Consider the following 23,917-nt stretch of genomic DNA (forward strand, 5'->3'; position numbering starts at 1 on the left):
TCCTAGTGTTCCACCGGCGAAAACTTTACTCCGCCAGCCGCTTATATGATTGGTACCTGACCTTAGCATCCTGCTCGGCAGCGTTGAAGAGTTGATCGGCTACCTCCGGGAAAGTTTTCTGGAGGGAGGCATACCGGACTTCACCCAGGATGAAATCGCGGAAGGAAGAGACCGGTTCTTTGGAGTCAAGGCTGAACGGATTTTGCCCTTGATCGGCCAGCTCCGGATTAAAGCGGTAGAGATGCCAGTATCCGGCTTCAACCGCTTTCTTAGCTTCCAGGACGCTCTTATCCATTCCGGACTTGATGCCGTGGTTGATACAAGGCGAATAAGCGATTATCAGGGAAGGCCCGTCATAAGCTTCCGCTTCTTGGATGGCCTTCAAGGTTTGGGCCATGTTCGAACCAAGGGCCACCTGGGCGACGTACACATAGCCGTAGCTCATGGCCATCATGCCGAGGTCCTTTTTGCGGATGCGCTTGCCTGCAGCCTGGAACTTAGCTACCGCAGCAGTCGGGGTCGACTTGGAAGACTGGCCGCCGGTGTTGGAGTAAACTTCCGTATCCAGAACCAGGATATTCACATTTTCCCCGGAGGCCAGGACATGGTCTAAACCGCCGTAGCCGATATCGTAGGCCCAGCCGTCCCCGCCGATGATCCATTGAGATTTCTTAATGAGATAGTCTTTTTTGGCCAGGATTTGCCCTAACAGGTCATTGCCTGCGGCTTCTGCCTGAAGCGCCGGGATAAGCTTGGCCGCAGCGGCTTTGGAGGCAGCAGCGTCATCCATGCCGGTCAGCCATTCACGCAAAGCGTCTCTCAGTCTGTCGCTGATAGCAGTCTCAATCGCTTCTTGCGCCAAATCAGCGAGTTTTTCACGGTTTCTCTTCGCTCCCAGGTACATGCCCAGACCGAACTCGGCATTGTCCTCAAAGAGGGAGTTGGCCCAGGAGGGTCCTTTGCCTTCGGCATTGGTGGTATAAGGAACGGAAGGAGCGCTGCCGCCGTAGATCGAGCTGCAGCCGGTGGCGTTGGCAATCATCATGCGGTCGCCATACAATTGCGTAAGCAGTTTGATATAAGCCGCCTCACCGCAGCCGGCGCAGGCACCGCTGAATTCAAAGAGCGGCTGGGCAAACTGGCTGTTTTTCACATTATTCGGTTTGACCAGATCTCCTTTATTGCTGAGCGTGGTTGCGAAGGCCCAGTTGGGATTTTGACTTTCCGTCTGCTCGGCAGCGGGTTTCATCACGAGTGCTTTCTGTTTGGCCGGGCAAACTTCGGCACAGTTGCCGCAGCCGGTGCAATCGAGCGGGCTGACTTGAATCCGGTATTGCAGCCCTTCAAAGTCTTTGCCGATGGCTTTTTTGGTTACAAAGCCGGCCGGTGCTTTTTGGCTTTCGTCTTCATTCAAGAGGAACGGCCGAATCGCGGCATGGGGGCAGACAAAGGAACACTGGTTGCACTGGGTGCAGCTTTCGGCCTGCCATTCCGGCACGCTTACAGCGATGCCGCGTTTTTCGTAAGCGCTGGTTCCGGCGGGGAAGGTGCCGTCTTCGATGCCCGTGAAGGCACTCACTGGGAGGTTATCCCCTTCAAGACGGGTCATCGGCCGTAAGATATCCTTAATAAAGGCCGGTTCATCCGCTGCAGCCGCTGCTTCATCCATGGCATCTGCCCAATCTGCGGGGACATTTACTTTGACCAAGGCTTCAATGCCGCGGTCAATCGCTTTATGATTCATGTCGATAATGCCTTGGCCTTTTTTGCCATAGGCTTTTTCCACAGATTTCTTAAGATAGCCGATCGCCTCATCCACCGGAATCACATTGGCCAGTTTGAAAAAGGCAGCCTGCATGATCATATTAATCCTGCCGCCCAGCCCAACTTCCCCGGCAATGGAGACAGCATCAATAATATAGAAGTTAATGTTATTTTTCGCTAAATACTTTTTCATGGAAGCCGGCAGTTTAGCGCCCAGTTCATCCTCTGTCCAGGGACAGTTAAGAACAAATGTGCCGTTTTTCTTTAAGCCCTGCAGCAAATCGTATTGGTAGACATACCCGGTATTATGGCAGGCGACATAGTTGGCGTCCGTCACGTAATAGGGAGACTTGATCGGCTTCTTGCCAAAGCGCAGGTGGGAAATCGTGACCCCGCCTGATTTTTTGCTGTCATATTGGAAGTAAGCCTGGGAGTAGAGGTTGGTGTGGTCCCCGATAATTTTGATGGCTTCTTTATTGGCGCCGACCGTTCCGTCTGAGCCCAGACCCCAGAATTTGCAGGCGATGGTTCCTTCGGGAGAAGTTTGGATGGCTTCGCCTTCTGGTAAAGAAGTATGGGTAACGTCATCATTGATGCCGATGGTGAAGCGGTCCTTCGGCACGGCTTGTTTGAGGTTGTCAAACACGGCCATGATCTGGGAAGGAGTGACATCTTTGGAGCCTAACCCGTAGCGGCCGCCGACAATCAAAGGCTTCAGTTCACTTTGATAGAACAGATTGGTGACATCCAGGTAGAGGGGTTCACCTAAGGAGCCGGGTTCCTTGGTCCGGTCCAGCACCGCAATTCTTTTGACGGTTTTCGGCAGGACGTTGAAGAAATACTTGGCCGAGAAAGGACGATAGAGATGGACTTTGATAACCCCTACTTTTTCCCCTTTCGCCATCAAATAATCCACGGTCTCTTCAATGGTTTCGCAAACCGAACCCATGGCGATAATGACTTTCTCCGCATCCGGCGCCCCGTAATAATCGAACGGATGATACTCGCGGCCGGTCAGTTTTTTGAGCTCTTGCATGTAGCTATCAACAATTTCCGGTACCGCGTCATAAAAACGGTTGGAGGCTTCCCGACCCTGGAAGTAGATGTCCGGGTTTTGGGCAGTGCCTCTGAGTACCGGGTGCTCCGGATTCAGCGCTCTGTTTTTGAATTCCTGGAGCGCCTGGTAGTCAACCAATCCTTTGACATCTTCATAGTCAATGAGTTCGACCTTTTGGATTTCATGAGACGTCCTGAAGCCGTCAAAGAAATGCAAGAACGGCACCCTGCCCTTGATCGCGCTTAAGTGAGCCACAAAGCCTAAGTCCATGGCTTCCTGAACACTGGCAGATGAGAGCAGGGCAAAACCGGTTTGCCGTACAGACATCACATCCTGGTGATCTCCGAAGATGGACAAAGCATGAGCCGCTAAGGACCGGGCGGTCACGTGAAAGACTCCCGGAAGCAGTTCCCCGGCAATCTTATACATGTTCGGGATCATAAGCAGCAAGCCTTGGGAAGCTGTGTAGGTTGTGGTCAACGCGCCCCCTTGCAAAGAACCGTGTACTGCCCCGGCGGCACCGGCCTCGGATTGCATCTCGACAACTTTCACAGACTGGCCGAAAATGTTCTTTTCGCCGTGGGCCGCCCATTCGTCGGCAAACTCGGCCATGGGCGAAGATGGAGTGATCGGGAAAATCGCAGCCACCTCGGTAAAGGCGTAGGATGCATAGGCCGCTGCTTCGTTGCCATCCATCGTTTTGGTCTTGGTCATTGGTAATCCTCCTCTTTCTCTCATTATTAAACGCTAGATGTTAAGTTATCTTTGGGTTAAATAAGCTTACCGTTCGGAATGTAACTATAAATGCGTCAAAAAGAACCTACATACTCAAAATAATACCACAATCCGCGGGACATTTGGTATAGATTTAAGAAAATATAGTGTATACATCGCGTCTTTCCGCAAAAAAACTGCCGGGTGTTAACTCTGGCAGTGACTTCTTACTCAAATATTATCCAAGAAGGATTATTCGATTATCCTGGTGCTACCCGCCTTTACATAAACGGCCTGTTTTCATGGGATATTAAGATTGAACGGAGGCATTATACCATGGAAACAGACGCACTAATTTCAAAGCTCAACTGGTTTTATAGCTTAGAACTGAATCAAGTGGATTTATATCATGCCCAATACAGAGCCTTTCAAGGTACGTACAGCGGTTTGGTCTTTGAACGTTTAGCCTGCGTTGAACAAGATCATGCGGATAACATCGCCGAAAAAATCAAAGAACTCGGAGGCAAGCCCACAGTCTTGGGCGATATGATTTCACACATTATCGGTAAGCTCGCGGGAAGTGCTATTTCCATGGCGGGTTTAGATGAGACACTTTCCATGAATATCCTGTTAGAGCAAAAAGCAATGAAAGATTATAAAGTTTTAATCGAGAAATTGACCCAAGATAACCATCAGGATCAAGAGCTATTAAAAATCTTACAACATAATTTCGTGGACGAACACCTACATAGCGAGTGGTCCCGAACTAAAATTATTGCCATGAAACACTCTGAATTTTCCTTAAGCAATCCAGGGTGAACTTCCTGGCCTAAAATCCCCATTTGCCAAAACAGTTAAGAACTAGTTTTGTTCCTACGCTGCTTATATGCAAGATAACGCTGCCGCCCTTCCTCAAATAAGCGGCGCTCTTCTTCATTGACAATTTCCAGAGGCGGTACCTGTTTTGGTTTTCCGGTTCCATCTAATGCAACAAAAGTTAAGTATGCCTTTAAGGCAATCTTTGCCGGTTCCTCCTTTAAGACATCTTCAACGGTGACAGTGACTGAAACTTCCATTGAGCTTTTACCGACGAAAGTCAATTTCCCATAACAAGTTACAATATTCCCAACGCGAACCGGATGAATAAATTCAAGTTCGTCTACCCTTGCGGTAACAACGTTACAGCGGGCATGCCGGTGGGCTACCACTCCACCGGCACTATCTATTAATTTCATAATCTCCCCGCCGTGAACGTTCCCTGCCGGATTAGCATGCTGCGGCAGCATAACGTTTGACATGACTACCTGTGAATATTCCACTGTTTTGCCCATGGTGATAATTCCTCACTTACTTAAGAATTTTTACATAACAGGTACGCGGCCGCGGGCCGTCAAATTCACAAAAGTAAATGCCCTGCCAGCGGCCCAGGAGCAATTTCCCGTTTTGAATGATAACCGTCTGGGATGCCCCTACCGTACTTGCTTTCATGTGGGCAGCGGAATTGCCCTCAATGTGCCGGTCTGTAGACATATTCCATGGATAAATCTCATCAAGCCTGCGCAGAAAGTCTTTCTGGACATCCGGGTCGGCATTTTCATTGATCGTTATCCCTGCCGTGGTGTGGGATGAGTAGACTACGGCCAGTCCCTCTTGAACATTCTCCTGAGCCAGAATTTTCTCAACCTGCGCCGTTATGTCGAGCATATCGTCTCGTTTCTTAGTCTGAAGTCGTATCTCGTGAATCACGTATGGTTCTCCTTTTTTATAGATTTTGAGGGATTCCTCTTTGGGTAAAATTTCTGCTCTTTGATGCCAACATCTTGGCCTTTTCAAGAAGTTCGATACATGCATTAACATCAGCCAAAGCACAATGGGATATATCAACTCTTGGTTCCCGTGTCTGCAAATTCGATAATTTCATTCCTTGACGGGCTAAGTCCAGTTGTCTCGACATCAAACATCACTGCATAACCAAAATTTGAAGTTGCATATTGAGTTGATTGTTGGGACACCTGATTTGTGCCAACTGATTTTTATTAAATACTTTTTATCCTGTTACTGTTAAACATAATGATACCCCCAGTGTTCAATCACTAATCAATTATCAAATACTTATTCAACCATCATATAAGCAAATCCTGCTAAAAGTAAAAAGACGCCTTGTCAGCGTCCGTAAGATGAGTTCAACCGTCTCCGAGCCAAGAAATGGCCGGGGCCGCGATTCTTGTCCTGTTAGCAGTCTTTCACATACTTTGCTTTTGTCTCTTAACCTCATACATCGAATGATCAACTCTCTTCATTATCTCGGCTAAATCTAAATTTCTCTTTTTAACAGTATAACTTCCAATACTAACATCATAATTAATAGACATATTCTCATACTCAAACGAATCGTCCTTAACAGCCTGCTGCAAACGGGAAATTATCTCTTTCGCTTCCTTGTTACCAATATTCACAAGGACTATTAAAAATTCGTCTCCGCCATAGCGGACAATTATATCGTTGTATCTTAAATGCGAACTAATCACGCCGACGCATTTCTTAAGGATGGCATCCCCTACAGGATGACCATAGGTGTCATTAATTCTTTTAAAGTTATCTATGTCAACCATTAGCAAAGTGCAATTTCCTTTTGTAATTAAATCCGCTAATTTTACTGTTAGATATTCTCTGTTAAACGCATTGGTTAAGGCATCTCTGTACACTCTTTCGTTTAATCTGTCTACCGTATGCAACAAGGTTATAAAATCAGTATCCGGATAATTGTAGATACCTAATTGTACAGGGATTTTGGTTAAACTTTTTAACACTTCAAGTACGACTTTTCTACCTTCAGGCAATTTAAAAGGTATTGAATGAACCAGATAAACCAGACCATCTCTGGTTTCAATCTTACTTATGGGCTCATTGTTAACCATTGCACGGAGGGAAGTACAATTTGAACACACTTTATTCTTATTCCATATTTCAAAACACGTAGATCCCGGCTTATTTTGAAGCCCAATGAGATCGCTAGTCGTTACTTCAACACTGTTTTTGACTGGGTCTATCACTCTGACAAAACCGTCATATATGCTAAAGAGCAACTCCTGAACTTCCGCACCAAGATAAGCTTTCAATTCCTCTCTTTTCGTAATTATTTTCACCGTTTTCGCCCTCTTCCCCAATTAATTGAAAACTTTTTCTTTTCTTAAGTATAAATTTACAAAGTCAGTAAGCTTGTCAATTTGATCAAGTATTTCTTGTTGGTCTTCCTTAATTCACAATTGGATTAAGACCCGAACGATAGTAATATAATCAATGATTGTCTCATAGTTACTCCAACTTGGTTTTGGACTTCAGAATGAGGTTTATCTTGATTAACATATTGATATCCCCCTTCTAAATTATGCTTATTTTAAGTATTATTTTATAATGATTATAATATTATTTCAATTAAAAGAATATGTATTATTTTGACACTATTCGACTCAAAAGAAACGAAAATAAAAACCCCGTATTCTGATACGGGATTAAAAAGTTTAGGATTTCAACGATCTACTGTGTTTTTACGGTGCTTGTATGCCAAATAGCGTCCTTTTTAAGATCAGATTCTAACCCACTTCATTTTGAGCTGTTGCAAAATATGCAACATCATGTCTATTTGCGGTTGATGGCTCCTGAGCTGTAAAATAAGGTTAAGTATACAAGAACAGGGGAAAAGCCGGACTGGCTGGGGCAATAGTTATTAGAGGTGAGATAGATGGCTTGGGAAAGAAGCGAAATAACTGCTGTTAGCGAAATCACTGCTATTTTGGATAGCGCAACAAACGGAATTATAGTTATGAACACGGAAACAGAAATAGTTCTTTGTAACCAGACGGCAGCCCGTTTGCTTAACTTCTCAGCAACCAACGCAATTGGCCAAAAATTTACCGGCATTCTTTCTAATTCGTGTTTGGAACGAGTCTTGCAAACCTCAACCCCCTGTTCCGAACATATAATTATAAACGAACATTTGGTTATTGCCAACTATTCACCTTATTACAAAGAAAGTCAATTGGTTGGAGTTATGGTCATTTTTCAGGACGGCCGCGAATTGCAAGCACTCCAAGCCAAATTAAGAGATACCCAAACCGAGCTTACCAGCCTGGAAAAGATTTTTGAACAAGCCTATGACGGGGTTGTGGTGACGGACACTCAGGGAATTGTCACCAGAATCACCAATGCCTATTGCCGTTTTTTGCAAATAGATCCCAAAGAAGCGGTGGGGAGGCACGTGACGGAAATCATCCCCAACAGCAGAATGCAAATTGTGGCCAGCACAGGCAAGGCCGAAATCGGCGAGGCCATGAACCTGCATGGAAAAGAAGCTGTGGTCATGCGTCTGCCCCTGCGTGAAGGCGACCGGATCATTGGGGCTGTGGGCAAAGTCATGTTTCGGGATGTCCAGGAATTACGCACCTTAATGGAAAAACTCCATTTACTTGAACACAAGTTGAAATTTTACGAAAAAGAACTGCAGCGTTATCAACGACACCGTTATACGTTTGGGAATATAATCGGCCACAGTCAGTCCCTAGTGAAAGCCAAAGAACTGGCGGAGAAAGCGGCCCAAACAAAATCTACGGTCCTTTTGCGTGGGGAAAGCGGCACCGGCAAGGAAGTGTTTGCCCATGCCATTCATGCCGCAGGTTCCCGCAGTGGCAATCCTTTTGTCCGCGTCAATTGCGGCGCTATTCCGGCGGAACTGCTGGAAGCTGAACTGTTTGGTTATGCCGAGGGGGCTTTTACCGGAGCCAAAAAAGGCGGCAAACCCGGCAAGTTTGAATTGGCCAATGGCGGGACGATTTTTCTGGATGAAGTGGGAGACTTGCCTTTGTCCATGCAGGCGAAAGTCCTGCGGGTGTTACAGGAAAAGGAAATAGAACGGGTGGGCAGTAATCTGCTTCAACAGTTGGATATCCGGGTAATCGCCGCGACAAACCGCCACTTGGAGGAGATGGTCGCGGCCGGAGAATTCCGGCAGGATCTCTATTACCGTCTAAATGTTTTTCCGATCACAATCCCACCGTTGCGCGAACGCCGAGAAGACATTCTCCTCCTGAGCAAGTACATTTTAGATCAATTCAACCGGGAATTGGGTTTGACCGAGACAGCACTCGATCCTCTTGTGCTGGAGCTTTTCCTGACTTATTCCTGGCCGGGTAATGTCCGGGAACTGCAAAATGTCCTGGAACGGGCAGTGAATGTAGCCGAAGGAAATAAGATTATGTTGGAGGATTTACCCCTATATCTAAGGGAACCGATGAGAAGACAAGGCAATGGTCAGTTGAATTCTCTGGCTCAGGAATTAGCCGAAGCGGAAAAAGAGGCAATTATCAGGACATTGAAAGCTGCAGGCGGCAACAAAGTCAAAGCCGCAGAAATATTAGGGATTCATCGCACAAATCTTTACCGTAAAATGGAGAAATACGGTTTGCTGGACAACAGGTAGGTTGATTGATGTAGCGCAGCTGCAGCATGTAGCAACTGCGCTACATCAACAAGGCGAAGCCTTGTAGTCTAAGTATTCAGTAAATTTCTAATCTATAGATGTTGCTGAATTGCTACACTTCAAATTATTTTCAGATTAGATTAAACTGCCCCCGCAGCACCGGTTAAAGTGCGGGGTTTTTTCTTCTTGCGAGCAAGGCCTGCGAGTTGGCATGGCTTTTGCTCTGTTTAACTGGCAACGTCGACGTTAGAAACTTAGTTTTGTCACAATCATTAAAATTGGAGGTGCTGCTAAACCATGAATTTTTCAGTCGACATGCAGGGGAAAGCTGCCCTGGTTACCGGTGCCGGCTCAGGCATTGGCAACTCCATTGCGTGGGCTCTCCATGACGCCGGAGCCAAAGTACTGGTTAACGATGTTTCCGCAGAAAAGTTGCAGGAATTTGCGGCCGTGAGTAATGTGGAAGTGTTTGCGGGCGATATTACCCAGCCAGACTTTAGCCAAAAAGTAAAGGAGGAACAAATAGATATCTTAGTCAATAATGCCGGTTTTCAGCATGTGTCACCTCTGGAGGACTTTGCCCCGGAGGTTTACCGCCGCATGTTGGAAGTTATGCTGGTTGGCCCCTTTTTACTGGCGCAGGCTGTGGTGCCAGGCATGAAATCCAGGGGCTTCGGACGGATTGTCAATATTGCCTCTGTCCACGCCAAGCTTGCTTCCGCTTTCAAAGCGGGATACGTTTCGGCCAAACATGGGTTATTAGGGCTGACCAAGGTAATTGCGATGGAAACAGCTACTAACGGAATTACGTCCAATGCGATCTGTCCCGGATATGTCGATACCCCGCTGGTGCGCAATCAACTGAAGGGTCTGGCCCAGAGCCACCAGATAACGGAAGAACAGGCTTTGCAGGAAGTGATCCTGCGCCCGGTACCCCAAAAGCGGTTGCTCACTCCGCAAGAGATCGGCTATCTGACTTTATTCTTGTGTTCCGATGCCGCTGCTTCCATTACGGCTCAAGGGTATACCATTGACGGGGGGTGGAGCCAGCTATAAGGGCGGAGAAAATGTCGGACAGGATTTACTGGAGGCGGGATGAATGAAGGAAAAATTGTGGGAACCGTCATCAGAACGCAAAGCCAAGACCAATATGACGGAATTTATGCAACTGGTTAATCAAAAATATCAGCAGCAGATATCATCGTATCACGAATTATATGAGTGGTCAATTCAGGATGCCCCGGCTTTTTGGGCGGCAATGTGGGAATTTGGCGGAATTAAAGTTTCCCGTACCTATGACCAGGTTGTGGAGAATTTTGATAATATGTTGGCTGCCCGCTGGTTTACAGGCGCGGAATTAAATTTCGCGGAAAACTTGCTGCGTTATCGGGATGACAAGATCGCCCTGATCTTTAAGGGAGAAGGACAGGAGGCAGTCCGGCTAACTTATGGCATGCTTTATGACCGGGTGGCGCGGCTGGCCAAATCCTTGCGTGCCATGGGCGTAACCACAGGAGACAGGGTGGCGGGCTTTATGCCGAATATGGCGGAAACAGTCATTGCCATGCTGGCAACGACCAGTATCGGAGCCATTTGGTCTTCCTGCTCGCCTGATTTTGGGATCAAAGGAGTACTGGACCGGTTTGGCCAAATCCAACCCAAAGTGCTCTTTACCGCCAATGGTTACTACTACAATGGTAAGGCTTTAGATTCTTTGGAACGGGTGGCCGGAATCTTGCACCAAATACCGGGCATTGAAAAAGTCGTGGTGGTTCCGTACACCGAAAAAGAACCGGACATCCGGAGAGTGGCAAAATCGGTTTTGTTTGATGAGTTTCTGGCGCCCGAGGATGGTCTGGCAATCGAGTTTACGCAGCTGCCTTTCAACCACCCGCTGTATATCATGTATTCTTCGGGGACGACCGGTGTGCCTAAATGCATTGTGCATGGCGCAGGGGGGACATTGATTCAGCATTTGAAAGAATTAATGCTCCATACCGATCTGAAAAGAGAAGATACCATCCTATATTTCACAACTTGCGGTTGGATGATGTGGAATTGGCTGGTCAGTTCTTTGGCCGTGGGCGCAACTTTGGTCCTCTATGACGGCTCGCCTTTTTATCCGGATGCCGGAGCCCTTTGGCAGTGTGCGCAGGACGAAGGAATCACTGTTTTTGGCACAAGCGCCAAGTATCTAAGTACCGTGGAAAAGGAAGGGTTAAAACCGGGAGAGATTTTCAATTTAAGCCGCTTAAAAGCTATTCTGTCGACTGGTTCCCCGCTCTCTGAGGACAGTTTCCGGTTTGTGTACCGGGATATCAAGCAAGATCTTTGTCTCTCTTCCATTTCCGGCGGGACAGACATCATTTCCTGCTTCGCCTTGGGCAATCCTAACGGAGCCGTTTATTCAGGTGAAATCCAGTGTCGCGGCCTGGGCATGAAAGTGGAAAGCTATGACAGTCAAGGCCAACCGCTCTTGAGGAACAAGGGGGAACTTGTCTGCAGCGCCCCGTTTCCTTCGATGCCCATTTATTTCTGGAACGACCCGGACCAAATCAAGTATAAAAAGGCCTATTTCGACGTATATCCCAATGTTTGGCGGCACGGAGATTATGTGGAGATTAGCGAAACTGGCGGCGTGATTATCTACGGCCGTTCCGACGCGACCTTGAATCCCGGCGGTGTACGCATCGGCACAGCGGAAATCTACCGCCAGGTAGAATCCCTGCCCGAAATCCAGGATAGTCTGGTAGTCGGGCAAAAGTGGGATAATGACGTGCGGGTGATCCTGTTTGTCAAGCTGGCAGAGGGGATTGAACTGGATGAAGCGTTGCAAAAAAGAATTAAGAAGACGATCAGGGAAAACACCACACCCCGGCATGTGCCGGCCAAGATCCTGGCGATCAAGGATATTCCTTACACGCTAAACGGGAAAAAGGTGGAAATGGCTGTTGCGAATATCATCCACAATGAGCCGGTCCTCAACCGGGATGCTTTGGCGAATCCCGCCGCCTTGGAGCTATTTAAGGATTTAGCGGAGCTGCAGGTTTAGAGAATTTTTAGGGTGGAGAGATAGAGGCAAGTCGTGAAGGGGTTAGGATTTTTTTGAATCAAATGGAGGTGTATTAAATTGGCGGTTTTAGGTATTATATTAAGCCTTGCACTACTGATTTATATGGCTTATCGCGGCTTTTCCGTCATCTTCTTTGCTCCTGTCTTTGCCCTGTTGGCAGCCGTATTGTCCGGTATGGCGTTAATGCCAACATATACGGAGGTCTTCCTCCCGAACATGGCTAATTATGCGAAGGTTTACTTTCCCTTCTTCCTGCTCGGAGCGGTTTTCGGCAAAGTGATGGAAGAATCGGGAGCGGCTCAGTCTATTGCTAAAGCTATTGTCAGTAAGGTCGGAGCCAAACAGGCCATCCTGGCTGTGGTACTGTCAGCCGCAATCCTGACCTACGGCGGTGTCAGTCTTTTCGTGGTGGCTTTTGCCGTTTATCCTTTCGGCGCTTCCCTCTTTCGTGAAGCCAACGTTCCCAAACGGCTCCTGCCCGGAGCCATTGCCCTGGGTGCCTTTACTTTTACCATGACAGCGGTTCCCGGGACACCGCAAATCCAGAATGCCATTCCCATGAAGTTTTTTAACACCGACTTGTTTGCTGCACCGGTCTACGGAACTCTGGCTGCTATTCTGATTTTTGGCGCAGGCATGCTTTGGCTGGAATATCGGAAACGCAAGGCGCAAGCCGCCGGGGAAGGCTATGGGAGACATACTCTGAACGAACCGGATTCGCTCGAGGGTAAAACTTTGCCCAATCATTGGGTAGCTCTAATTCCCTTAGCGTCTGTTCTCGTCATCACCCTCATTCTGCAAAAAGCAGTATTTCCAAATTGGGACATCAGTTCCTGGGTAACCCAGCCTCCCTACAGCATTCCTAAAGCAGGAATTGTCGGGACAATGAACAACTGGGCCTTAATCATTGCTCTCGTGGTTGGTATCCTGATTGCCATAGCTATTAATCCCAGAGCAATCAAAGGAAATGTCGCCAAGGCGATTAACGCCGGAGCGATCGGTTCCTTGCTCGCTGTGATGAACACCGCCTCAGAGGTGGGATATGGTAACGTTATCAAAACATTGCCCGGCTTCAAAACTATTTCCGATGCCCTGCTCAGCATCGGGCATTCCGGCAGTCCGCTTCCCTCGGAAGCTGTAGCGGTAAACGTTCTGGCCGGCATCACCGGTTCTGCCTCCGGCGGCATGAGCATCGCCCTTGATGCTTTTGGCAAACAGTACCTGGAGTGGGCCAACCGGGTAGGTGTCAGTCCCGAACTCCTCCACCGGGTTGCCTCAATTGCTTCCGGCGGCATGGATACGATGCCCCATAACGGCGCCGTCATCACTCTGTTGGGGATCGTTGGTCTTACCCATAAGGATTCCTACAAAGATATCTTCATGGTATCCCTGCTCATTCCGGTTGTAAGCAACTTTGTTATAATGCTTTTGCAAGGTATCATCGGATTTATCTAAACCGTTTGGATTCAGGCTGAAATACGACAAAAGAAGAAAAGATAAGACTTACACTCGCCAGCGGAAACCATTAAACCCCGCTGGTTTTTTTATACAAATAATGCGCATAGTGAAGCCTTTTACGAACTACAGGTTAGAATCTTTACAAAACAGGTACGAAAACGGGGGCCCGTCAAATTCACAAAAGTAAATGCCCTGCCAGCGGCCCAGGAGCAATTTCCTTTTTGGATCATGACCGTATATTTGAATGTTATGGATATGGAGAGCTGATTAATATATACTAAGGTTTTAGAGCAGGCTTAATTGAACGAGAAGAATCATGGAGGGTGAACATGGTAAACAACAATTCTCAGGAAACTACTGTTCCGGACACAGTTGAGATTCGGGCATTCATGTTTTTGCGTGATGTTTTTCGAGAGCGGAACTGGCCCATACCTTATTATTTTAAACTTGAACGAGAGTGTAACCCAATAGAATTAGCCACTATGTTGAATTTACCCCTGGAAAAAATAGAAGCCGTGTTCATTAATCACAAAGCTTACCCGTTAGGAGAAGGACTGATTAAACCGGGAGACCGGGTAGCCTTTCTTCCACCCGGAACTCCCGGTCCACACCGTGTATTGGTAGGAATAAAAAAGCTTTAACTGTTTTCCATACGCAATATAGTTTACTGGCTTATTTAATCCTCCGCAAATTAGCCCGGCTGCGCTTTCTCAAGGGGTAAACTTTTACTTCTTGCTTTTTCGTTAATTTTTGTTTTCGTCGACCTGACCAAAAGCCAAAAAGCAAAACTATGATCAAGGCAATAATTACAGCTAATAATTGCATATAATTCCCTTACCCTCAGATTTAGGAGGTTCCTAGTACGCAACCTTCCGTTCAACTTTTCTTTGGCTTTCATTTTGAACTGTTGCAAAATATGCAACAGTTGCTTCCTCTTGCAGCTCGCCTTCTACATTCTCTCTGCATAAACCATTTGCATCAATATACCCTGTTTATCCATCATAGGATTTTCAGGGATAGTCTTCAATAGGTTATCATGAGCAATCATACCGGTAACCGCCATGCAAAGTGCATCAATTACATCATCCAAGCAGTTCATGAGTTTTGGAGAATTGTTAGCATAGCTAATTATCTCTTCCGTTTTATCGTAATACCTGCTTAGCAGCTCTATTCTTTTTCTTGCGCCTTGATATGTATGCTTGTTGTCATAAATTGGCTCTCCCGAATTGAGCATCGCAAAGCATAACTCCGGATGGCTCTCTACTAAGTGATTTTTATACTCCGGAAAATCACTTACAAACTTATCTATCTCTTTAATCTTTCCGCAAATTGCATAGGATTGTTTGCTCAGTCCCTTCCCCAATATCCGCTTATTGATTTCATTGGCTTCATCATAACTATTTGCATAAACAGCCTGCCTACATGGGGTATTAAAAATACTTGAAGCCTTGCCTTTTAAGAGCGATCTGACGGCACCGTCCGGACGAACGTCAGTAGTACTCTCCGGCAATCCGATTGGCATGTCAACAATTACACTGTCGTAATCGTTATGGGCATTAAAGACCTCACCAATGTTCTTAATCATATTAATTTCAAAGCTTGTATCAGTTAATGTAACAACAACCCAGCCACCTTTACAACCATCAATGCCTACGCATTTAATACTAGTTTTCTTACGAGTTATTGCATTAAATTTAGCTAGAAACTCTTTTTTCACGCTGCCAAAATCCCTTTGGCTAAAGTCATGCTCAGTGACCAGTTTTGGCGGAGCATCTAATAGTTTAAAATCCATTAATTCTTCAAACTCATAATGCAGCAGAGCGTCGTCAACTTCTTCAATCTGCTTAAGTTCTTCTTGACATAAATTATCCAACCCAAATCTGTCATAGATTACACTTTGCAGCTTTTCCTCAATGGCAAAGTACTCCGGCAAGTTTCGTTTTACCGGCCTTGTTAAATCAGATATGTAGCTTTCACTGGCATCATGCAAAAGGCAACCGAGTTGGACCCGTTCAGAATACCCTCGGCTTTTAGCCTCTTGACAGCAATTGACCGAATGTTGTGCAACGGAATAAAAATGGCTGCAATGCCCATTAGCCCTAGTCATCAATGACAAGGAATGAGCAATATCCTCAATTTTGATGTCTTCCTTAACCGGCTCCAACGGGTAAAACTTGATTTTCGAGTACGTTAGTATGTAGTCAAACAAAATTGCTTACCCCCATTCTTATAATTCAGGACAAATATTCTTTGAAAACATCCCTAAATTGTTTTAATTTCTGAATACCCCATACTAGCATTAAGTCTTTCCCATGAAAGCTCTCCAAGATTTTTTCGATTTTATCTTTTTGCTCGTAAAAGGCGTAGAATCTTATCTCACTATCAAAGACAAACATTTTCAGTGTCATACTCTGAAATCTTAGTTTTTCTTGCACCTGTTTATATAATGCCAGACCAGTCTCCTCGGACCAGTCATATGTTTTACCTTGAATAATATTGCGACTCCAGTCCTGTGGAACCGGTATCCAGTCCTGTTCATCAAAATAGAACGACATAGAGAGGATAATGCATCAAAAATAAGCATGACTTCCCGGTTTCCAGAAGTTCACTTCATCACATTGGGCCTGTTTTAGTGTTTTAAACCGGTCATAATCGGTAATCCCAACATACATTTACATGAATTCGCTTCCCACCTGAAATTAATTGTACTATCAAACGAACCACAAATTTATTTCTGCTTATTGCCCTATCCTAATCAACCCGAGACTCTTATTTTCGGAGAAAGATTCTATTCTATTTCCCGATTTGTGGATAGGCTTGGATAGGCTTACCAGTATAGACAAATCAACTTTATTATTGTATTATTAATAACAACATTATTGTTGCATAAACTAGTTAATAAAGCACTCTCAAATATGTGTTAATCTGATTAGCACTCCATTTGTACTGTGCTTTGTGTCGGACCAAAGGAGCTTTGGAGCGGTGGATAAATGCTATTCACTTTAACCAAGGCTCCTTTACTTTTGCGCAAATTTGAGATAATCATAAATTCGAATTAAACGTCGAAGATTTGTTTTTTCAGCAGTTGTTGCCATTTCTAATATATTTTCGTTGTTAAGAAAAATGGATTTAAGGTAGGATTCTAAGTCATCTACATTTATTTCATTTTGTTCTAAATGGGCTATTAATCTTGTCGCCTTTTCAAATGAATTTTGCTTATCAGCAATAATTCCCTTGACACTTCGATCTGGAATAGTTACTCTATGGCGGTACTTTTTAATACTGTTGCTAATGATATTCTCAAATTCATTTGCTGCAGCATCTTCTCTGCATCTAGGAAAATCTTTGGTCGCTTGAGACAAATACTTATTCAATGGAAGCCTATTGGTTTGCACGATAATACTTGGATAAGCAAATTCCAATAATTCATCTGCAGTGAACTCTAGGTCATCCATAACGATATCTCGATACCACTCATTGCTGGTTAGGCCTTTTAAACCTTTGAGCCCAAAATCGGTTGCCTTACCAATAGCTAGGACTAACTCCTCATCCTCGACTCTGGTATCATCTATTCCGGCCACACGTAAATTTGCCGTCGGTGTATTGGTTAATACATAATTATAAAACTCTTGCTTAAACATCCTGAGGAGCTTCACGGGTAATTTCGTTTTCTTTTCTGCCAATGCATCATAAAGCAAAGCAAAATTCTCAAGCTTAATTTTGGTCATTGAAATCATTTTGCCATCAAATGTCATTGTATGGGGAGCTATTTCAACACTTCCAAACCCTTTTTCGTATTCGATAAACACAAAGCGATTCTCTAATTTCTTAGCGTTTTCAACGGACAAGCACTCTACAATGGCCTTTAGAATCTTTTGGATATTGGGATCCCCTATAGAATAGCCGAGAAAAATTATCGGATACTCTAAAAAGATAGTCATTAGTTTTGCCGCCAAGTAAGCGCTTCTTTTATCGAACTCCAAATAGTCTACTTCGTTTATCACAATACTATCGGGCTGTGAAGTAGAGCCATGTATCTTGTAAATTTCAGCAATTCCTTGGATAGCCGAAAACACTAACTGTTCCTGCCCTATATAGCAAGCATAATTATCTGTCACAGACTCCAAAAAACGATCATAGTTGGTCGTGATGATCCCAGAGATACTGTTCTTTGAAATAGTACGTAATTTCTCCACTTCATCACGGTATTCTCCAACGAGTCCCGAATGAGACTGGATATACATGGCAATTTCAGCTTTAAAAGGAGAAACTCCTTCTTTTACTTCCTTTAAGTAAGCCTCATTTAGCTGTCGCATTGCCGGAGTGGTAAACCATTTTTCGTTAAAATCGTTTTCGATAAGTTCAGCAACCTTCGGATACAGCCCAGCTTGTGGATTGCTTGCTTTGGCTTTGCTTTCATAACTCATATAGGCAAAGTCATCATCCTTTACCCTCCGGGCAAAGATCTCGAGCAGGCCTCTCCAAGCGGGCAAATTATAATATCGACGGGTCAACCCGGAACCGACGAACAGAAACGGAGTGGTAGCAAACTTCTTTACTATATCGGAAATTTTGGCATTCATAGGACACCTCCCTACTCTTGACTAATATTAAAATCCCGCTCATTGTTCGCTTTCATAACATCATAAGACTTAGGATACTCAAAGTCTTTTGGCAAAATATTAATCAACCATTTCAACCCCAAACAGGCTTACCAACCTTTCAGCAGTTCCTTCAACTTTTCTTCTTTATTCAAAACAAAAGTACACGACTGCCAGTCCTGGGTCTTAAGGATATTCTGCTCGTATTTCAGTTCAAAAGGATGCCGTTTCGGTACTTTATTGATCGCTTCCTCAGCGCGTTTCTCATCGTTTTGGGCCATCGCAATCCAGACATCCTCAAGGACTTCGGGGATTTGGCCAAAAATATCGTGAATACTCTTTAGCCTTTCCGATAACTTTAGATGCACCTTATCCTCAACAGAATCCTTATACCGCATGTTATAGATCAATATTTTTTTGCTGATCTGGCCAATCCGCTGAATGCGTCCTTTTCTTTGCTCCAAGCGTGTGGGATTCCAAGGTAAGTCAAGATTGATGAGGGTGGAAAGCGTCTGCAGATTTAGGCCTTCTGAGGCAGCATCTGTACCCACGAGAATTTTTAGTTCATGATTCTTAACTGCCTTCTTAATATTTTCTTTAGTCTCTTTGCGAAAATTGCCTTTCTCGTATATCCCAGACTTATCACCACCGGCATACAAAGCAATCCGCGTGTCTTTTAAGTCTTTGGATAATAATTCGGCAACATACTTAGCACTGTCGTAGTATTGTGAAAAAATAATGCAACCTTTATCTTTCCAAGCCCCTTCGTCATTAACCCCATTTTGCAGTATACTCAGTACTCTTTCATATTTAGGATCCGTATCTCTATTGTTTTTTAAGACCTTAACCAGTTTTTCCAAACAGCGAACTTCTTCTAAGGTAAGCTCTTTAATCTCACTGCGTCTTTCTTCATCATCCTCATCATCTTCATCGAAAAGATCATCATACAAATCTTTAATGCGTTCTTTTCCTTCTGCAGTCCAAGCTAGCATCTTCTTGGCCGTATTTTCGCCGGCAAGCATGGTGCTACCAATTCGTCTGAGCATCAATGTTGACATAAAACCGCCACCTTTTACGCGCGAAGAAAGCAAGGTAGAGAATTCCTCAGCGGTCTTATACGCTTGATACAAATACCCCATAAGCTCAAGAGCCTCTTCATCCTTCTCTCCGAAGAGTTCAACTTCGATCTTTTCCAGATAATACTCGCCTGTCTCTTTGTTTATAGTCTCTTCTAAAAACTTCCTTGTTCTACGGATAATTGAACGGATATACGGATTATGGTTTTGCACAAAGTTATCGTCAAAATATAACTCCTTAATTTTCTGTCTCTGCGCTAAGCGCAATTCTGAATACATGTTTTGCGGCAAGACAAAAGTATCGTCGGAAATATCCAATTGATTTCGGATAATTTCAATACGGCGGTTATTCTCGATTTTCTGGGGAAACGGATTCCGGACAATCTCCCACATTTCCGATTCCAAAGTAGGAACATCCACATTACCAGAGACATAGTTCAAAGCGGTTTGCGGCCTTTTTCTCCAAATACTGTGCTTATCTCCCAATACTTTGGTAGCCTCATTTGGCAAGGATAACGCGTGCAATAAATCAAAGACCTCAATTGGATTGATCTGGACCGGGGTCGCGGTGGCAAGCAACAAGCTTTTCGTCTGAAAAGTAATCTCATTTAAAAAAGCGAGCAAATTATTAGGTTGCGCCTTATGCAAGTCTGGGTCCTTCGCAGCGTTGGTCCGCCTTGCCCGGTGTGCCTCATCGAGGATAACGCATTCATATTTCAGCTGTTTTAACAATTCGGCCGCTTCTGACTTCCGTGTAATCAGTCCTTGCGAAATAATACCCACGCGGCGAGGGCATTTTAAAATACTCCGATTGCTATCAGCAGGGTACTCATAGCCGTTTTCATCGATCCAGCCTCGGCCAGTCCAAACGGCACTCGGCATATCCAATAATGTTTTAAGTTCCTCTTGCCACTGATAAGTTAGCGTTTTAGGTACGATGACTAAGACAGGCTTATCTCCATATAAGGCCATCAGTTTGGCTGACATGGCGAGCTGAATCGTTTTCCCCAGCCCAACCATATCGGCTAATAGAAAGCGAGCGCCACCTTTTTGCTTGTGTTCACGAAAAGCTAGCTCGACAAAGTATTTCTGATGCTCCCATAGCCCAAAATCTCGGCGGTATACCGTCTCCTCTACTGCCACAGCCGGCACAACATCATCGCTATCTTCGCGCCAATCTTTCAGAGGAATCACAACACGCTTAGAAATCCGGTCAATATCGGTAATTACAAAATCACAGAGATTGACGGCGTATCTGCTGTTCCAGAAGAAATCAAATTCTTCCTGCACCCAAACAATAGCTTCCGGGCTGTCATCTTCCCAAAGCATTTCGTAGTTAACTGTATAGGCACTTTTGGTTTCATTGATGCTACCTAAAAAAGAGGTTTTGCTTCCATCCCGGTAAGTTATAACGCCTGCTTTACCATGCATCAGCCCATAGATCTCATCGGGCATAACCTTAATTTCGAGTTTCCCTGATGATAATAAGGCATAAAGCTTTCTTAATCTAAGAGCGGAGTTCTCATCAAAATACTTTTCCTCTGGTAAATACTCACACCATTCCTGTTTCATTCTGAGATTAGCATAGGCTGCAATCTGCACATCTTCCGCATTCAGGGAGGAATTACAAATAATCCTAACCTTGCCAGTGACATTCTCTATACTCTCCCCGGCGATCTCCAGGATAGATGAGCAGAAATATCCGGCGATCCGATCATAACTCACAGCATTCTTTAATTTTTCGTTCAGAAAGGCTTGGCTAAGTTTGCTGCGCCTAGACGAATACCGATTGATCATCTGCTCACCTACTTATTAAACGTGATCATTATCGACCAAAACGTACAGATGGTCGGCCATTTCCGCACTTTCAGCCCAATGCGGCATATTCTCAATGTCTTTTGTATCCTTTAAGACCAGCAGCAACTGCTTGATCATATCCCGGCGTCCCCAGTAATCCGGAACCTGCTGCTTAAGATGGAATAATCCTTTCTCCGGCACCCCGTCTTCCTTGATCGCAATATAAATTGCTGCTAGAACGGTGCGCAATACCGATTTTTCAAAATCCGGAATGTCACTTACGGTTCGCATGGCAAATTCGGTGGGCGTTTTCAACCTGGCGGTATTGGCTTTTTCGCTGGCCATCAGCTGACTGTAGGATCCGATCGAGAATCCTCGTGCATACTCCTGATACGTGGAGATTTGGTAGTTGTTATGTTTTTCCGCTTCCAAGCCTTTGATATAAAACCGTTCCGCATGGGTTAGGTCTTTCCACAAATAGGTATCAAAATCTACCGGAATAATAAAATCATAAGCAATACGCTTCGCATTTTCGATAATCGCCACGACTTTGGATTTTGACGGATTATTGATCGCTAAGTCCAACTCATAGTCAAGATCCAGCCCGCTGATCTTTTTATAAGATGTTAACACTTTCAAAGACGCCGCATAAGCAGCAAGGACATAGTCCGGATCCGAGAAATTTGGCTCTTCCTTGTCATCAAGAGCCCGCATTGAATCGATTTGCTCTTTGACTTCGTCTTTAATATCAAAATTTATATCGTCAAGATACGCTGTCTCATTTTCGGTTTGTTTTCTTAAGACAAGTAAAACAGTTCCTTTGACATAGTTACCGTCTTTAAGCCCGCCACTGTCAGTTTCTGTAGCAATATTCCAAGCAGCGGTGACTTTAAGCCCTGATTTCCACATAATCAATGCTAGCTGTGCCCAGACTGTGGGATCAGAATGGGTAAACATTACAACCTGCATTCCGTCATCATAAGTATGATTAGCTAGATTCGTATAAATATCAATCATACTTTGTGAAAAAAGTTCATTCCCTTTTACAGCTAGAATCCTTTTGCTGTCAGTATACCAATTGGGTAATGTTTGCTGTATAAGTGTATTATCCCACGCTAAAAAAAACTCAGATAATTCGTGGTAATTAACTGCGTCAGCATATGGTGGATCAGTTATCCAAATGTTACAAAATCTATTAATATCACGTGAATCGCCTATAAGTACCTCTTTATTATTTGATTTTTGCACAGTTGAAGTCTTTCCTTCGATAGAAAAGGTTCCACTCAAATCGTAAAATGAACGGGTGGAATAATTAAATATAGTATTCAAAGCTTGGTTATAGAATGTGTCTTTTCCGTGCTCTGTATCAGCGTTACTTAACCATCTACATAGTCTTGAATTATAGTTTACACACCTATTTACTCCTAGAATTCCTGCTACTTTATCCCTTTTTGACCTTGATAAAGTGAAGATTTCCTTCAATAAATAGGCCATCGACAGTAATTGCCTAGCATTAAAAAGATGATGCCAATGAGTCCACCCACGTTCTTTATAAAGCCTTTCGGTTTCTAACCCGCTCTCTATCTCCATGCTCGGCACTAATCCCTGTTCCTGCCAAGAAACAATATGATCAGCGACAATTTGTTTTACTTTGGCTTCATTTTGTAGATCTCTTTCATTGGGATGCCGATAATAGCGCTTACCATCAGCCTTTTCATATTTTATGGCATAGAGTCTCTCACTATAGATATCATCTTCACGAAAATCAACCTCGGCTTTTTCCCATTTTCTGAGTCCATAGATTATATTGCCACCTTCACCCCTTCGATCTCGCCGCAACGATGATATTGGGGTGGTTTTCCCGCACGAGGGACATTTTAGACCATTATTTCCTACTGTTCCGGAGTTTTCAGCTTCCTTCATCTCAGCAGGAGTAGCCCCCATCTTAACGACAATGTCAAAGCTCTTGTCATTTTCTACAAGTTTGGCGACAGTTTTGGTTCCTTTTCCGATGACCCAACTAGGTGCAAGTGGCACCCTTTTCCCGCATTCTGGACATTTGGCTTCGACACAATACAAATATGCAAAGGCCCTGTCTCCCTGTTCATTATGCTCAACGCCTAAATCTGCTATCTCCTGCTCAACCTTTTTATAGACATCTTGCTGAAATCGCTTGATTTCCTGCAGTTCCTGATCACTTGCTCCTAGAATATTGATACTCGCCCAAGTTAGCAACCCTGCCACTGGATTAAGATCACTGGCAAAAGTGTCACAACCCATTCTCGCCGCTTCAAAAGGGATACTCCCACCACCACAGAAACAATCCCCTACGACGACATTCCGACCATACCTTTTTACCGACAATTGCTCGACTAGCTCTTGGAGACTTTGAGCCGAGGTGCCAAGATGCTGATTGATTTCGTTCCATGTTTGTTCGTCGAGATTTTCCAGCTGCTCCGGCCGGATGCACTTCGTTAATTTTTCATCGTACCCTAGTGTGTTAAATACAGCGAATTCTACCTCTCGTTTATTCACACCAATGTTAAGCTTGACCTTGTCCCCAGTAGTGTCAAACCAGTCGTTAATGCGGTGGCGTAGTTTTTTACTATTCATTGCGATTTCATACATTTCGGTTGCTGTATAGGATTTTTCCTTACGCAGCTCAAGGCCATGATTATCCATGCTCATAATCTTGAGAAAGATCTCCATATCTCGTTTCGGATTATCACTGGCAGGCATCAAGCATCCAAGGATTGCAGCCCGTGCTAAAACCAAGGGTTTCCTACCCCACCACTTACCAAGACCTGTTAAAGTTTGACTCGCTCCAGCTTTACGTTCTTTATAACTTTCTTTACTCACTTTGGAAACCGGAAACTGCTTTTCTATAAATGAAACTGTCAT

Annotated in this window: 14 protein-coding genes and 1 pseudogene; 6 read left to right on the plus strand and 9 right to left on the minus strand. The window is 44.6% G+C overall.

Annotated elements, in window-relative coordinates:
• Positions 1-25 precede the first annotated feature (25 nt).
• Positions 26-3,535 (minus strand): pyruvate:ferredoxin (flavodoxin) oxidoreductase, encoded by a 3,510-nt coding sequence (gene nifJ, locus J0X21_RS14425; protein WP_206812913.1) that lies wholly within the window; start codon positions 3,533-3,535, stop codon positions 26-28.
• A gap of 336 nt (positions 3,536-3,871) precedes the next feature.
• Here nifJ and J0X21_RS14430 point away from each other — a divergent pair, with 336 nt between their 5' ends.
• Positions 3,872-4,354 (plus strand): ferritin-like domain-containing protein, encoded by a 483-nt coding sequence (locus J0X21_RS14430; RefSeq protein WP_206812914.1) that lies wholly within the window; start codon positions 3,872-3,874, stop codon positions 4,352-4,354.
• A 35-nt stretch (positions 4,355-4,389) separates the two neighbouring features.
• Here the strand turns inward: J0X21_RS14430 and J0X21_RS14435 are convergent, their stop codons facing one another.
• The 3 genes from J0X21_RS14435 to J0X21_RS14445 form a co-directional block, all read right to left on the minus strand.
• Positions 4,390-4,866: an acyl-CoA thioesterase gene (locus tag J0X21_RS14435; protein WP_206812915.1), complete on the minus strand. Its 477-nt coding sequence runs from the start codon at positions 4,864-4,866 to the stop codon at positions 4,390-4,392.
• A 16-nt stretch (positions 4,867-4,882) separates the two neighbouring features.
• Positions 4,883-5,281 (minus strand): secondary thiamine-phosphate synthase enzyme YjbQ, encoded by a 399-nt coding sequence (locus J0X21_RS14440; protein ID WP_206812916.1) that lies wholly within the window; start codon positions 5,279-5,281, stop codon positions 4,883-4,885.
• A 497-nt stretch (positions 5,282-5,778) separates the two neighbouring features.
• Positions 5,779-6,681 (minus strand): GGDEF domain-containing protein, encoded by a 903-nt coding sequence (locus J0X21_RS14445; RefSeq protein ID WP_206812917.1) that lies wholly within the window; start codon positions 6,679-6,681, stop codon positions 5,779-5,781.
• A gap of 596 nt (positions 6,682-7,277) precedes the next feature.
• On the opposite strand from J0X21_RS14445, the gene J0X21_RS14450 reads away from it, so the two are divergent.
• The 4 genes from J0X21_RS14450 to J0X21_RS14465 all read left to right on the plus strand — a co-directional run bounded on the left by J0X21_RS14450 (position 7,278) and on the right by J0X21_RS14465 (position 13,539).
• The gene (locus J0X21_RS14450; RefSeq protein WP_206812918.1) at positions 7,278-9,011 is read left to right on the plus strand and encodes a sigma 54-interacting transcriptional regulator; all 1,734 of its coding nucleotides are present in this window, start codon (positions 7,278-7,280) and stop codon (positions 9,009-9,011) included.
• Positions 9,012-9,308: 297 nt separating this feature from the next.
• Complete coding sequence (locus J0X21_RS14455; RefSeq protein WP_206812919.1) at positions 9,309-10,067, plus strand: 3-hydroxybutyrate dehydrogenase; 759 nt, start codon at positions 9,309-9,311, stop codon at positions 10,065-10,067.
• A gap of 43 nt (positions 10,068-10,110) precedes the next feature.
• Positions 10,111-12,063, plus strand: coding sequence for an acetoacetate--CoA ligase (locus J0X21_RS14460; protein WP_206812920.1), 1,953 nt, complete (start codon positions 10,111-10,113; stop codon positions 12,061-12,063).
• A gap of 78 nt (positions 12,064-12,141) precedes the next feature.
• Positions 12,142-13,539 (plus strand): GntP family permease, encoded by a 1,398-nt coding sequence (locus tag J0X21_RS14465; RefSeq protein WP_206812921.1) that lies wholly within the window; start codon positions 12,142-12,144, stop codon positions 13,537-13,539.
• Positions 13,540-13,658: 119 nt separating this feature from the next.
• Here J0X21_RS14465 and J0X21_RS16225 read toward each other — a convergent pair.
• Positions 13,659-13,758: pseudogene (locus tag J0X21_RS16225) on the minus strand (YjbQ family protein); the annotation flags it as partial.
• Between the two features lie 113 nt (positions 13,759-13,871).
• Between J0X21_RS16225 and J0X21_RS14475 the strand changes: the two are divergent.
• On the plus strand, positions 13,872-14,183 hold the full coding sequence (locus J0X21_RS14475) for a MoaD/ThiS family protein (protein WP_206812922.1): 312 nt from the start codon (positions 13,872-13,874) through the stop codon (positions 14,181-14,183).
• A gap of 308 nt (positions 14,184-14,491) precedes the next feature.
• On the opposite strand, the gene J0X21_RS16135 is transcribed toward J0X21_RS14475, so the two are convergent.
• From J0X21_RS16135 to J0X21_RS14495, 4 genes are all read right to left on the minus strand, one after another.
• Positions 14,492-15,751 carry a DUF429 domain-containing protein gene (locus J0X21_RS16135; protein ID WP_206812923.1) on the minus strand — a complete coding sequence of 420 codons (1,260 nt, stop codon included), beginning with the start codon at positions 15,749-15,751 and terminating at the stop codon, positions 14,492-14,494.
• An 808-nt stretch (positions 15,752-16,559) separates the two neighbouring features.
• A complete protein-coding gene (locus tag J0X21_RS14485; RefSeq protein ID WP_206812924.1) occupies positions 16,560-18,125 on the minus strand; it encodes an SIR2 family protein in 1,566 nt (521 codons plus the stop codon).
• Positions 18,126-18,253: 128 nt separating this feature from the next.
• Entirely contained in the window at positions 18,254-21,016 is a 2,763-nt protein-coding gene (locus tag J0X21_RS14490) for a phospholipase D-like domain-containing anti-phage protein (protein WP_206812925.1), read from the minus strand.
• Positions 21,017-21,031: 15 nt separating this feature from the next.
• Positions 21,032-23,917 (minus strand): anti-phage-associated DUF1156 domain-containing protein, encoded by a 2,886-nt coding sequence (locus J0X21_RS14495; RefSeq protein WP_206812926.1) that lies wholly within the window; start codon positions 23,915-23,917, stop codon positions 21,032-21,034.

Source organism: Paradesulfitobacterium ferrireducens (assembly GCF_017310645.1).
Lineage (GTDB): Bacteria > Bacillota > Desulfitobacteriia > Desulfitobacteriales > Desulfitobacteriaceae > Paradesulfitobacterium > Paradesulfitobacterium ferrireducens.